At 64.6% G+C, this 13,166-nt stretch carries 13 protein-coding genes; 5 read left to right on the forward strand and 8 right to left on the reverse strand.

Going from position 1 to position 13,166, the window contains the following annotated elements; genetic code table 11:
- Positions 1 to 160: 160 nt before the first annotated feature.
- The 5 genes from J2R80_RS10130 to J2R80_RS10150 form a co-directional block, all read right to left on the reverse strand.
- Complete coding sequence (locus J2R80_RS10130) at positions 161 to 484, reverse strand: HPr family phosphocarrier protein (protein WP_253588682.1); 324 nt, start codon at positions 482 to 484, stop codon at positions 161 to 163.
- Entirely contained in the window at positions 481 to 882 is a 402-nt protein-coding gene (locus J2R80_RS10135) for a PTS sugar transporter subunit IIA (protein ID WP_021076632.1), read from the reverse strand. Before J2R80_RS10135 ends, J2R80_RS10130 begins: the two co-directional genes overlap by 4 nt.
- Positions 883 to 1,096: 214 nt before the next feature.
- The gene (locus J2R80_RS10140) at positions 1,097 to 1,537 is read right to left on the reverse strand and encodes an HPr kinase/phosphorylase (protein WP_057019503.1); all 441 of its coding nucleotides are present in this window, start codon (positions 1,535 to 1,537) and stop codon (positions 1,097 to 1,099) included.
- Positions 1,534 to 3,342, reverse strand: coding sequence for a sensor histidine kinase (locus J2R80_RS10145; protein ID WP_057019534.1), 1,809 nt, complete (start codon positions 3,340 to 3,342; stop codon positions 1,534 to 1,536). Before J2R80_RS10145 ends, J2R80_RS10140 begins: the two co-directional genes overlap by 4 nt.
- Before the next feature lie 110 nt (positions 3,343 to 3,452).
- Positions 3,453 to 4,154, reverse strand: a complete 702-nt coding sequence (locus J2R80_RS10150; protein WP_016843287.1) for a response regulator transcription factor — start codon at positions 4,152 to 4,154, stop codon at positions 3,453 to 3,455.
- A gap of 241 nt (positions 4,155 to 4,395) precedes the next feature.
- Between J2R80_RS10150 and J2R80_RS10155 the strand changes: the two genes are divergently transcribed.
- The 4 genes from J2R80_RS10155 to J2R80_RS10170 all read left to right on the forward strand — a co-directional run bounded on the left by J2R80_RS10155 (position 4,396) and on the right by J2R80_RS10170 (position 7,623).
- On the forward strand, positions 4,396 to 5,130 hold the full coding sequence (locus tag J2R80_RS10155) for a HugZ family protein (protein WP_076831125.1): 735 nt from the start codon (positions 4,396 to 4,398) through the stop codon (positions 5,128 to 5,130).
- A gap of 53 nt (positions 5,131 to 5,183) precedes the next feature.
- On the forward strand, positions 5,184 to 5,450 hold the full coding sequence (locus J2R80_RS10160; RefSeq protein ID WP_158074224.1) for a hypothetical protein: 267 nt from the start codon (positions 5,184 to 5,186) through the stop codon (positions 5,448 to 5,450).
- A 112-nt stretch (positions 5,451 to 5,562) separates the two neighbouring features.
- A complete protein-coding gene (locus J2R80_RS10165; RefSeq protein ID WP_141339785.1) occupies positions 5,563 to 5,829 on the forward strand; it encodes a hypothetical protein in 267 nt (88 codons plus the stop codon).
- 177 nt (positions 5,830 to 6,006) lie between these two features.
- Positions 6,007 to 7,623 (forward strand): phosphoenolpyruvate carboxykinase, encoded by a 1,617-nt coding sequence (locus tag J2R80_RS10170; protein ID WP_076831120.1) that lies wholly within the window; start codon positions 6,007 to 6,009, stop codon positions 7,621 to 7,623.
- A gap of 269 nt (positions 7,624 to 7,892) precedes the next feature.
- Here the strand turns inward: J2R80_RS10170 and rocF are convergent, their stop codons facing one another.
- The 3 genes from rocF to J2R80_RS10185 all read right to left on the reverse strand — a co-directional run bounded on the left by rocF (position 7,893) and on the right by J2R80_RS10185 (position 12,448).
- A complete protein-coding gene (gene rocF / locus J2R80_RS10175; protein ID WP_076831116.1) occupies positions 7,893 to 8,870 on the reverse strand; it encodes an arginase in 978 nt (325 codons plus the stop codon).
- A 102-nt stretch (positions 8,871 to 8,972) separates the two neighbouring features.
- Entirely contained in the window at positions 8,973 to 9,794 is an 822-nt protein-coding gene (locus J2R80_RS10180) for an acyl-CoA thioesterase II (protein WP_253588683.1), read from the reverse strand.
- Between the two features lie 134 nt (positions 9,795 to 9,928).
- Positions 9,929 to 12,448, reverse strand: coding sequence for a glycogen/starch/alpha-glucan phosphorylase (locus J2R80_RS10185; protein ID WP_375162571.1), 2,520 nt, complete (start codon positions 12,446 to 12,448; stop codon positions 9,929 to 9,931).
- A 292-nt stretch (positions 12,449 to 12,740) separates the two neighbouring features.
- Between J2R80_RS10185 and J2R80_RS10190 the strand changes: the two genes are divergently transcribed.
- Positions 12,741 to 12,974, forward strand: a complete 234-nt coding sequence (locus J2R80_RS10190; protein ID WP_057019498.1) for a hypothetical protein — start codon at positions 12,741 to 12,743, stop codon at positions 12,972 to 12,974.
- Positions 12,975 to 13,166: the final 192 nt, after the last annotated feature.

Consider the following 13,166-nt stretch of genomic DNA (forward strand, 5'->3'; position numbering starts at 1 on the left):
GCGGGGTCGAGACGAGCGAAGCTCTCTCTTAGAGGGTTGGGGTGAGGGGCTCTCGCCGCGATGGCGATCTATCGATAGACCTGTACCCCTCACCCGGATCGCATCGTTCGATGCGATCCGACTTCTCCCCGCAAGCGGGGCGAGGTGAGAGGTGACTGCCTTACGTGCCTTCCTCGTTGAACTTGCTGGCGACGAGTTCGGCGATGGCGTCGAGCGCCTGCTGCGCTTCGTCGCCCTTTGCTGAGACCACGACCGTGGTGCCGGGCCCGGCGGCGAGCATCATCAAGCCCATGATCGAGGTGCCGCCGACGGTCTCGGTGCCGCGGGTGACCCAGATCTCGGCGTTGAATCGCTCGACCAGCTGGACGAACTTGGCCGATGCCCGCGCATGCAGGCCGCGCTTGTTGACGATCAAGAGCTCACGGGAAATGGCGCCCGCTGGCACGCCCGGGCCGACCTGATTTCCCGGGGCTTCGTCGCTCATTTGCCTGCGAGAACGCGGCTGGCGATGGTGACGTATTTGCGGCCGGCTTCCTGGGCCATCGCGATCGCGTCGGGCAGCGAACGCTCCTCGCGAACCTTGGCAAGCTTGACCAGCATGGGAAGGTTGATGCCTGCGAGCACTTCCACCTTCGGGCGGCTCATGCAGGAGATCGCAAGGTTTGACGGCGTGCCGCCGAACATGTCGGTGAGGATCGCAACGCCGTCGCCGCTATCGACGCGGTTCACCGCCTCGATGATGTCGCTTCGACAGAGATCGGAATCGTCCTCGGCCCCGATCGTGATCGCTTCAATTTGTTTCTGCGGACCCATGACGTGTTCGAGCGCCGCTCTGAACTCGTCGGCAAGGCGCCCATGGGTCACCAGCACTAGACCAATCATTGGAAACTCCTCGCGGGCGCCCTTTGGTGCACCGCACGAACGCGCCACTTTGACCATCCAGAGGCCCTACGCAAGAGGGCATCTTGGCTAGTCTCCCGGTTCCTGGCGGTAGAGAGGGGAGGCTGCGCCGGCAAAATCCGACGCGATAGTGGATGTGATATGGTTACCAATTCCCTTCCCACAATTGGCCGCAAGATTACGGGAACATGAACTTTCAGGTTGTCGTCAGCGCGGCGACAACCAGCGGCAGGGGTTGGAAGCCAACGCCGACGGGAATTCGCGGTAACAAAACACCATTAAGGCGAATCGTGAGCGCCTCCGGCGGCGGCAGTCGCTCGGCGTCGTCAGCGGCGAGGTCGACGATCAGCCCCACCACGGCTTCATCTGCGAACGGACAATGGCGGATTCCGAGGCCTCGGATCTCGATCAGACCAGCCAATTGCTGGACCGGACGAACCCACAATTGTTCGCCGGCTGTGTCGAGACGGACACGGTCATCCCCCACCAAAATGGCCGGCGGAAGCGCTCCGGTGCGCCCGGCGAGAATCAGGTCAAAGGCCAGACGCGACTTGCCGGCGCCCGACGGGCCGCGGATCAGCACCGCACGCTCGCCGACCAGAACGGCGGATGCGTGCACGCTTGAATTGTCGCTCATAGTGTCGGCAGCCTGACCACGAAGCGTGCGCCGGCGATGGTGGGCTTGCCGTCTGCGTCCGCAGGGCCAGCGCGGTTCTCGGCCCAGATGCGTCCGCCATGGGCTTCAATGATCTGCTTGGAGATCGCAAGCCCGAGGCCGGAGTTCTGGCCAAACCCTTGGTGCGGCCGGTCGGTGTAGAAGCGCTCGAAGATCCGCTCCAGCGCGTCCTCGCCGATGCCGGGCCCGTCATCGTCGACCACGATCTCGACCTCGCCGCGGTTGCGGCGGCAGACGATGCGCACCTTGTCGCCCGGCTTGGAGAATGATTGCGCGTTCGACAGCAGGTTCGAGATCACCTGGCCGAGCCGTGAATCATGGCCGGGCACAGAGAGCGTATCGGTCGGTCCGCGGCCCTCGAAGCGGGCTTCGACGGCGACGTCGTGGCCGAGCCTGGTCTCGTTGGCGACGCCGGTCAGCGTCGTCAGCAGCCGCCGCAGATCGACCGGCGCCATGTCCTGGCGCTGCAATTCGGCATCGAGCCGGCTGGCGTCGGAGATGTCGGAGATCAGGCGGTCGAGCCGCCTGACGTCATGCTCGATCACGGCGAGCAGCCGCGCGCGGCTGTTGTCGTTGCGCGCCAAAGGCAGCGTCTCGACCGCGGAGCGCAGCGAGGTCAGCGGATTCTTCAGCTCATGGGCGACGTCGGCGGCGAACATCTCGATCGCCTCGATGCGGCTGTACAGCGCGTTGGTCATGTCGCGCAGCGCGCCGGAGAGATGGCCGATCTCGTCGCGGCGCCCGGTGAAGTCGGGAATCTCGACGCGGGTCTGGATGCGGTGGCGGACGCGCTCGGCGCCGTCGGCGAGCCGTCGCACCGGGCCAGCGATCGTGCTCGCCAATAGCAGCGACAGCATGATCATGACGGCGGAGGCGACGCCGCCGATCTTGAGGATGGCGAGGCGCTCGGACATCACCAGCTGGTCGATGTCGTCGCCCTGCGTGGTCAGCATCAATGCACCGCGCACGGCGCGGAAATGCTGCACCGGGACGGCGACCGACACGATGATCGCGCCGCGCTCGGTGACGCGCACGGCGCTGCCCTTCATGCCCTCGAGCGATTGCGCGACTTCGGAATAACCCTTGCCGCCTTCGGGACCGAGTTCGCGATAGATCGGCAGGTCGCCGCGGTTGAGCCAGGTCTTGATGGTGGCCTTGGTCCTTTCATAGAGCGACGGCTTCTCCGACGGCGGCGGCAGCTCCATGCGCAGCACGTCGCCGCGCGCGAACAGATTGCGGCTGTCGAGGATCAGGCCGCCATCGCGGTCGAAGATGCGGGCCCGCGTCTTGGTCGGCGCGATCAGGCGGCGCAGGACCGGCGCGACCCGCTCGGGATTGATCGGGAAATCCGCCGATTCATCCGGCTGGCCATAACTTTCGCCGGGCTTGAGGTCGAGCAGGCGATCGGGGTCGATCGTGACGGTGTTGCCTTCGACGGTGGCCGAGGCCGCGATCGCCTCCGAGATGATCTCGGCATAGACTTGGAGGCTCTGCGTGCGCGCCTCGATCAGGCCAGCGCGGAATTGCGAGAGATAGAGGATGCTGGCGACCAGCGCGACGAGGCCGGCGAGGTTGAGCGAGACGATACGGCGCGTCAGGCTCGAGAACGACAGCGCGAAGAAGAACTGACCGGCGCGGCGCAGCCAGCCGAGCGGACGGCGCCAGCCCTTGTCCTGCGCCACGTCTTCGGCAACGGCGTCCTGATCGAGGAGCTGTGACGCGTCCTCGGTGTTCAGGCCTTGCTCGAGCTGCGTTCGATCAAGCACTGGCAAAGCTGCCGGTTGGTATGGATGTCGTCCCGCGAAGCAATCGTTCGCCCGAGCTTACCCCAGCCGTGCGGAGCCTGTCAGTTAACAAGCCGCCCGGGAAGCGCAGATCAGGCTTCCTTGAAGCGATAGCCGACGCCGTACAGCGTCTCGATCATCTCGAAGTCGTCGTCGACCACCTTGAACTTCTTGCGCAGCCGCTTGATGTGGCTGTCGATGGTGCGATCGTCGACATAGACCTGGTCGTCATAGGCCGCGTCCATCAGCGCGTTGCGGCTCTTTACGACGCCGGGGCGGGTGGCGAGCGCCTGCAGGATCAGGAATTCGGTCACGGTGAGGGTCACCGGCTCGTTCTTCCAGGTGCAGGTGTGGCGCTCCGGATCCATCCGCAGCAGGCCGCGGTCCAGCGCGCGGGCGTCCGGCTCCTTCGGCGCGGCGGTCGGATCCTTCGGCTGACCGCGGCGGAGTACGGCCTTGACCCGTTCGACCAGCAGGCGCTGCGAGAACGGCTTGCGGATGAAATCGTCGGCGCCCATTTTCAGGCCGAACAATTCGTCGATCTCCTCATCCTTCGAGGTGAGGAAGATCACCGGCAGGTCGGACTTCTGGCGCAGCCGGCGCAGCGTTTCCATGCCGTCCATGCGCGGCATCTTGATATCGAGGATCGCAAGATCGGGCGGCGACGTGCGAAACCCATCCAGCGCCGACGCACCGTCCGTGTAGGTCATGATGCGATAGCCTTCGGCTTCGAGCGCGATCGAAACCGAAGTGAGAATGTTGCGGTCGTCGTCGACCAGGGCGATTGTGGGCATGTGCTGCTTTCACAATGAGAGTGGCTTAGACGGCGGGCACTCTGGCGACGCGCCGTAGAATTGGGCTTCGAACGCGGTCAACGAGCAATGCAAGCTGGGCTGAAGTGTGACCGAGTTCCGCAAAAATCCGCTTCTGCGACCCACGCGATGGGTCCCCATATAGCACCCTTAGACCATGAGAAAAGGCCCTTTTTTCATAGGGAACCCACCCGATTCGCCCATAAAATGACCCGATAGGCCCATGCAACCGACCGCCGACTTCGATCCTGCCCACCTTGCCCGCTCGCTGCTCCGCCGCAGCCGCCAGGGCGCCCTCGCCACGTTGATGGCCGGTACCGGCGATCCCTACTGCTCGCTGGTCAATCTGGCCAGCCATCCCGACGGCTCGCCGATCCTGCTGATTTCCCGGCTGGCGCTGCATACCAAGAACGTCCTGGCCGATAGCCGGGTGTCGCTGATGCTGGACGAGCGCGCCGAGGGTGATCCGCTGGAGGGCGCCCGGATCATGCTGGCGGGCAAGGCGGAAGAGGTCGGGGAGGCCGGGCGGGAGCTCGTCCGAAGGCGCTATCTCGCTGCCCATCCGTCAGCGGAAGCCTTTGTGGAATTTAAGGATTTCTCGTTCTTCCGGATCAAGCCAAGCGGTGCCCATCTGGTCGCCGGGTTCGGCCGCATCGTGGACCTCAAACCCGCGCAATTCCTGACCGATCTCGGCGGAGCCGAGGCGCTGCTCGAAGCCGAGCCCGGCGCGGTGGCGCATATGAACGAGGATCACCGCGAGGCCATGAACCTTTACGCGACGCGGCTGCTCGGCGCGGAAAGTGCCGACTGGCTCTGCACCGGCTGTGATCCGGATGGCATGGACATGCAGGCCGGCCGCGACACGCTGCGGCTGGATTTCCCTGAGCGCGTCACCACCGGCACCGAGCTGCGCAAGATGCTGGTGCGGCTCGCCGGCGAGGCGCGCGCCAAGGGATAGCAAGGATAGGAGAAAGACCTGTCCTCACGGCGGCGCTGCGGCTGTGGCGAGGCATGGTGTCGCATGGCTGCGGCGGCGCGATTGCGCGGTCCGGATTTGACAGCGCGATCATTTCGCACGGGCGTGTCGTGTCATCGCCCGTTGGCTCGATCTGCATGCAAGAATGTCTGGCGCGGCTGCATCCGAAAATCAGCCGGATCGCGATGTCGACCGCGATGACGCGCGCGTGCGACCACGCTGATTGCGTTATCATCGATCGCGGGGTCAGCGATCGCCTCGCCGCCGAACGCTACGCGTTGCGGAACGTTCACGGCAGTTGAGCGTTGTACCAATCGGGCTTCAACGAAGGTGTGTTGAGCGCAGTCGAAACTGCTCATCAGCAGCTTCTCACTTGCAGCTCAATGCCGATCAGGTGGTGCCGCGTGCAACACGATGGTCATGCTCGGCTCTGCAGCGCTGCGTCAACGCGCGGCGGCTCATCTCAACGATACATCCTCAGCGCGAAATGCATACCCGGCATTCTCCGCGCCGTTCGCCTCGATCGGCGAACGCGCCGCCCGCCGGCTGGCACTTTTTGTGCATCGCAAAGCTCCGTGCGCGGCGGGAAAGGCGATGAAACGTCGCCCGACTGCCGGCAAAACAATGAGAAAACGAAAGCAAGACGAAAGGGTTTCGCGCTGCGGTATTCGCGCCAGATGATGGGCCTGCCTTGGAATCAGCCAAAAGCCGTTCGATTGGCTTGGCAAGCCCGGCGATCCCCACTATTAGGTCGCCGGACCGAAGCCGAGAGGCTATATTCTGATCACGGTCACCGCGGCGGGGCGCGATTGGCGACATTCGCGCGAACAAGGATACGCGGGTTCGAGGAGGTTCTTCGTGCAAGAGACGGGCGTGCATAACGGTGCCTTCGGCGCCGACAAATTCGGCTTAAAAAAACTCAAGGGCGTGCATTGGAATTATGGCGCACCTCAGCTTTACGAGCATTCGCTGCGTAATGGCGAAGCGGTGCTGTCGGCCGATGGCGCGCTTTGCGCGGATACCGGTGTGTTCACCGGGCGCAGTCCGAAGGACAAGTTCACGGTCCGCGACGATCTCACCGACAAGAACATGTGGTGGGCCGGCAACCAGTCGATCACCTCGGAGCAGTTCGCCACGCTCCATGCCGACTTCCTCAAGCATGCCGAAGGCATGACGCTGTTCGCGCAAGATCTTCACGGCGGCGCCGATCCGAAGCATCGCATCAAGACCCGCGTCTTCACCGAGCTTGCCTGGCACTCGCTGTTCATCCGCACGCTGCTGATTCGTCCCGAGGCGTCGGAACTCGCGAGCTTCGTGCCCGAGCTGACGATCATCGACCTGCCGAGCTTCCGCGCCGATCCGAAGCGTCACGGCTGCAAGTCGGAGAACGTCGTCGCGATCGATTTCGCCCGCAAGATCGTCCTGATCGGCGGCTCGCAATATGCCGGCGAGATGAAGAAGAGCGTGTTCACCACGCTGAACTATTACCTGCCCGAGAAGGGCGTGATGCCGATGCACTGCTCGGCCAATGTCGGCGCCGACGGCGACACCGCGATCTTCTTCGGCCTGTCCGGCACCGGCAAGACGACGCTCTCGGCCGATCCCAAGCGCACGCTGATCGGCGATGACGAGCATGGCTGGAGCGAGGACGGCGTCTTCAATTTCGAAGGCGGCTGCTACGCCAAGTGCATCAAGCTGTCGGGCGAGGCCGAGCCGGAAATCTACGCCGCCAGCAAGCGCTTCGGCGCGGTGCTGGAAAACGTCGTGCTCGGCGCCAATGATCGCGTGCCCGATTTCGACGACGGCTCGAAGACCGAGAACACCCGCTCGGCCTATCCGCTCGATTTCATCCCGAACGCTTCGCGCACCGGCTGCGCACCGCATCCGAAGAACGTCGTGATGCTCGCCGCCGACGCCTTCGGCGTGATGCCGCCGATCGCCAAGCTGACGCCGGCGCAGGCGATGTATCACTTCCTGTCCGGCTACACCGCGAAGGTCGCCGGCACCGAGCGCGGCCTCGGCAACGAGCCGCAGCCGGAATTCTCCACCTGCTTCGGTTCGCCGTTCCTGCCGCGCGATCCGTCGGTCTACGGCAACATGCTGCGCGAGCTGATCGCCAAGCACAATGTCGATTGCTGGCTGGTCAACACCGGCTGGACCGGCGGCAAGTACGGCACCGGCCGCCGCATGCCGATCAAGGTGACCCGCGCGCTGCTCACCGCGGCGCTGAACGGCTCGCTCCGCAACGCCGACTTCCGCACCGACAAGTATTTCGGCTTCGCGGTGCCGACCTCGCTGCCGGGCGTCGAGCCGCACATCCTCGATCCGATCAAGACCTGGGCCGACAAGGTCGAGTTCGACAAGACCGCGCGTGCGCTGGTCGGCATGTTCCAGAAGAACTTCGCCAAGTTCGAAGCGCAGGTCGACGCCGAAGTCCGCGCCGCCGCACCGGAAGTGAAGCTGGCGGCGGAGTAAGCCGCGCAAGCGATACGCGATTTGAAAAGGCGGCCCTCGTGGCCGCCTTTTTGATTTTTACGCAGTCAACGAAGCGCGCACCTTTTCGATCCGGCAAGCTGAGCAGCCAACGGCGCCACATACTCCAGTGTCGTCCCGGCGAAGGCCGGGATCCATACTCCGCAGCGGATGTTGTGGTTGGGACTCGTCATTCCACCGGTGCGCAACAATGACCATCGGTGGTTATGGGTCCCGGCTTTCGCCGGGACGACATCGCGCGTGTTGCTCCACTACTCCCCCATCTCCGGCAGCACCGCGTTGCTCGGCGTCTGCCGGTCGGTGATCTGCAGGCCGAACAGGCTGCCGATCAATTCGACGGCGACACGCGCGGTGCGGCCGCGCTCGTCGAGGAAGGGATTGAGCTCGACGATGTCGAGCGAGCGCACCAGCCCGGAATCGTGCAGCAGCTCCATGATGAGATGGGCTTCGCGATAGGTCGCGCCGCCGGGCACCGTGGTGCCGACGCCGGGCGCCACCGCCGGATCGAGGAAGTCGACATCGAACGAGACATGCAGCACGCCGTTCTTCGCCCTGACGCGTTCGATGACGCGGCGCGTGAGCACGGCGACGCCGAACTCGTCGATCTGGCGCATGTCCGCGATCGACACATTACGCTGCCGCAGCAGCTTGCGCTCCAGCGGATCGACCGAGCGCGTGCCGATCAGGTCGAGCTGATCAGGCGGGATCGAGGCGCGCGGCAGTCCGCCGAGCAGATCGTCGAGACCGGGCTCGCCGCACAGGAACGCGGCCGACATGCCGTGCATGTTGCCGGTGATGGTGGTGGCCGGCGTGTTGTAGTCAGCATGCGCGTCGACCCACAACGCAAACAGCGGCCGGCCCTTTTCCTGCCAGTAGCGCGCGACGCCGTTGATCGACCCCATCGACAATGAATGATCGCCGCCCATGAAGATCGGGATCGCGCCGGAATGCGCCAGCCAATAGGCGCGTTCGGAGAGCGCGCGGGTCCAGGTCTTCACTTCATCGTAGAACCTGGTGTTGGCCGGCACCGGGCCGTCGGCGACCACGGCGGGGATCGCAAGGTTGCCGTGATCATCGACCTGGAAGTCGAGCTGCTCGAGCAGGCGCGCGATGCCCGCGGTGCGCAGCGCGTCCGGTCCCATCAGCGGGCCGGCCTGCGATGCGCCGATCTCGATGGGAACGCCAAGCAGGGCGATGCGCGAGGGCTTTGACGTGTCGGCTTCGGACATGCAGCAGTGCTCCCAAAGGTGTGGAACAGAAGCGACGTGCCAATGTTCCCTCAACCCTTGAAATAGGCAATGCGGTCGTAACAGACCAATGTGGATATTTGGCTACGCCTTGAAATAAGCGATCTGCGTCGTGGTCGCGAGCAGCCGGCCGGACGGCGACCACAATTCGCCCTGCTGGTCGCCGTAGCTCTTGTGGAAGCTCTTGGCGTCCGCGGTGGCGAGCACGCGGGTGGTATCCTCCGCGTCCAGGTCGGCCGCGTCGACGTGGAAATAGGTGGTCAGCGACACGGTGCCGAACGGCACCAGTTCGTGCCTTGCGTGGAAGACGCGGCCGAAGAACGCGTCCGACATCGACATCAGCGACAGCGCATCGAGCTTGCGCGGCACACGGTCGGCGATCCAGAGCTTTGAATACGGGCTCGACGGCTGTTTCGCGCCGCCGCCCCCGGCGAACTTCGGCTCGCCCTCGGCGAAGCGGAAATCGTACTGGTTGGCCCAGGTCATCTTGAGCTTTGGAAAGGACCGCAGATGTTCGAACGGCACGGCGCCCGGAAACCCGGCCGGCTGGTGCGACCAGGACGGGCGGCGCTCGGCGAACACGGCGGTCGCCAGTGTCGCGACCTCGCCGCCGCCCTGCGTCATGTCGACCGACCAGTGCTGGCTCGAGCGGTTGGCCTTGACCAGGCGGACATCGAGATCGAACGCGCCCTCGGCGACCGGCGCGCAGTAGTTGACCGTCAGCGCCAGCGGATCACCCGCGCGCTGCGGATGCTGCATCAGCGCGCGCAGGATGGTCGCGGCCGTGCAGCCGCCGAACGGGCCGACGAACGCCCAGTAATCGGGACTGGTCCGTCCCTGCCAGCGGCTGTCGCCGGCGGTCACGGCGGTGGCTTCATCGAAAAGGTGCGGGGTCTTGGTGAGCATGCAGGTCTTTCAATATCGACTGGCGCTTCCGTATCGCCATACGCAATGACGAGCAATGACGTTCGTCATGCAATATCGCGAGCATTGCGCTGATTTCAATGACGTCGGGCGTAATCGATTTCCGCGTCCCGGGATTATCCCTTCGCCTCGCGCTGGTTGCCGAGCTGCGGCGAGGCACCCGGATGCATCGGCACGTGCCAGATGTCCTCGGCATATTCGCGGATGGTGCGGTCGGAGGAGAACCAGGCCATGCGCGCCACATTGAGGATCGAGGCGCGGGTCCATGCCGGCGCTACCATCCAGCGGGCGTCGATGCCGCGCTGCGCGTCGTAGTAGGAATCGAAATCGGCCGAGACCATGTAGTGGTCGAGGTAGCGCAGCGCGTGCCCGATCGAGGCGAAGCGTGCGGGATCGCCGGGCGAGAACTCGCCGCTCTCGATGGCGCGGATCGCGCGCTCCAGCCGTGGCGATTTGCGGATCGCGTCGCTGGCGTCCAATCCCTGCTTGCGGCGGACCATGACGTCGCCGGCCTCGAGGCCGAAGATCGCGATGTTCTCCTCGCCGACATTGTCGCGGATCTCGATATTGGCGCCGTCGAGCGTGCCGATCGTCAGTGCACCGTTCAGTGCGAGCTTCATGTTGCCGGTGCCGGACGCCTCCATGCCGGCGGTCGAGATCTGCTCGGAGAGATCGGCGGCCGGAATGATCACCTCGGCGAGGCTGACATTGTAGTCGGCGAGAAAGGCGACCTTCAGCCTGCCGCCGAGCGAAGCGTCGTTGTTGACGACCTCGGCGACGTCGTTGATCAGCTTGATGATCAGCTTGGCGTAGCGGTAGCTCGCCGCCGCCTTGCCGGCGAAGATTTTCACGCGCGGCACCCAGTCGCGCCGCGGATCGTCCTTCATCGCGTGATACAGCGCGATCGTCTCGAGGATGTTGAGCAGTTGCCGCTTGTATTCGTGGATGCGCTTGATCTGCACGTCGAACAGCGCCGATGGGTCGACCTTGATGTGGTTGCGCTCGCCGATCAGCCTTGCCAGCGCCAGCTTGTTGTGATGCTTGACGTCGCGGAAGCGCTTCTGGAACTCCAGGTCGCTCGAATGGGTCTCGAGCCGCTCGAGCAGCGAGAAGTCGTCGAGCACGGCCTCGCCGCAGGCTTCGCGCAGCAGCGCGGTCAGCCGCGGATTGGCCAGCATCAGCCAGCGGCGGAACGTGATGCCGTTGGTCTTGTTGGTGATGCGCGACGGATAGAGATGATGCAGGTCGTGGAACACGGTCTCCTTCATCAGGTCGGAATGCATCGCGGAGACGCCGTTGATGCGGTGCGAGCCGACGAAGGCGAGCTGGCCCATCCGCACGCGGCGGCCGCTGCGCTCGTCGATCAGCGAGACCGAGGCGCGATACTCGATGTCGCCGGGGAAACGCTCCTCGGCGAGCGCGAGATGGGCCACATTGATGCGGTAGATGATCTCGAGATGCCGCGGCAGCAGCCGCTCGAACAGTTCGACCGGCCAGGTCTCGAGCGCCTCGGGCAGCAGCGTGTGGTTGGTGTAGGACAGGGTCGCGACCGTAATCTTCCAGGCCTCGTCCCAGCGGAAATTGTGCAGGTCGACCAGGATGCGCATCAGCTCGGTGACCGCAAGGCTCGGATGGGTATCGTTGAGCTGCACGGCCGCCTTCTGCGCAAGATTGCGCAGGCCGCCGTCGGAGGCGAGATGCCGCTTGACGAGATCCTGCAATGAGGCCGAGACGAAGAAGTATTCCTGGCGCAGCCGGAGCTCGCGGCCTGCCGCGCTCTCGTCGTTCGGATAGAGGAATTTGCAGATTGCTTCCGCGCGCGCCTGCTCGGCGCTGGCCGAGACGTAGTCGCCGGTATTGAAGACGTCGAGCTCGAGCGGATCGGGTGCATGCGCCGACCACAGGCGAAGCGCGTTGACGTGCTGGCCGCGCCAGCCGACGATTGGCGTGTCATAGGCCATGGCCTCCACGGTTTCCGCCGGATGCCAGGTCGCGCGGTCGCGGCCGCGCTCGTCGACATGCTCGACATGGCCGCCGAAGTGCACGTTGTACACCACCTCCGGCCGCTGGAATTCCCAGGGGTTGCCGAAGGCGAGCCACTCGTCGGGATATTCCTGCTGCCAGCCATGGTTCATGATCTGGCGGAACAGACCGAAATCGTAGCGGATGCCGTAGCCGGTCGCGGGGATCGCCAGCGTTGCCATGCTCTCCATGAAGCAGGCCGCAAGCCGGCCGAGGCCGCCATTGCCGAGCGCCGCATCCGGCTCGCATTTGCGCAGGTCCGAGAGATCGACGCCGAGGTCGCCGAGCGCCGCCTCGAACAGCGGCAGCAGTCCCATATTGTTGAGCGCGTCGGTGAACAGGCGGCCGATCAGGAACTCGAGCGAGAGATAATAGACGCGCTTGGCGCCGGCGTCGTAGCTCTGCTTCTCGGCCGTCAGCCAGTGGTGCACGATGCGGTCGCGCAGCGTCAGTGCCGCGGCCTTGTACCAGTCGCGTCTGGTCGCAACGGTGGCGTCCTTGCCGATCGCAAGCCGGAGCTTCGCCAGGATCGCGCTCTTGATCTCGGTCAGCGCCAGCTCGTCGATCGGCTGGTTCAATGCCGGGTAGTTTGTCTGTTCCTGCAACGCGCCCAATCCCTGCCGTTCAACCGGAACATGATGCGGTGATGCGCATCATGACCCCATCTCATTGGTGGAGCATGGTTCCCCGGAAATCCCGGTTCCGCGGCCTTCCGATTACGCTCCAGCGCAATGATACCCGCCTTGCATGGCAATCGAAACCGTCAGGGACGGTGCCATACACAGCGCTGCCGTGATTTTATGCAAGGACCGGGCCGCTTCGGGAACCTTCCGGACCAGCCGTCATGGGTGTTACGATGGCGCTGCAGAAGCCGGGATTTCGCGACAATTGACCGGAGGATGCGTGATGAGACTCTTGATCGAAATCGCGGCCGCGGCGTTGCTCGTGGTGTGCATCACGGCGACCAGCGCAGCCGATGCCGCGGGCAGACCGGGCCGCAGCGCCGACGGCCTGAATTGCGGCTTCAGCGTGGCGCAGAACGCATCGCCCGCCGCGCGCTGTGCCGCCATCAAGCGGCAATGCGGCGGCAAGTTCTACGCAAATGCCTGCGGCGACAAGCTGCTCTCGGCGATGAATTGAGCGGCCGCGCAACGCGCTTTCACGCTCAATCGGGACACCGTGGTGATACGGATTTCCAAGCCTTAACGGAGCCTTTACAAACACAGCTGTCGCTCGTGGGGCGGGCACATTTTTCAGCTCCGACGCATTTCATTCCGAAGCCATTTTCAACGGGCCGCTGACCTGGTCAGCGGCCCGAATTGCTTTTTGGGG

Origin of the sequence: Bradyrhizobium sp. USDA 4541 (genome assembly GCF_024171085.1) — a bacterium.
Taxonomy (GTDB): Bacteria; Pseudomonadota; Alphaproteobacteria; order Rhizobiales; family Xanthobacteraceae; genus Bradyrhizobium; species Bradyrhizobium australafricanum.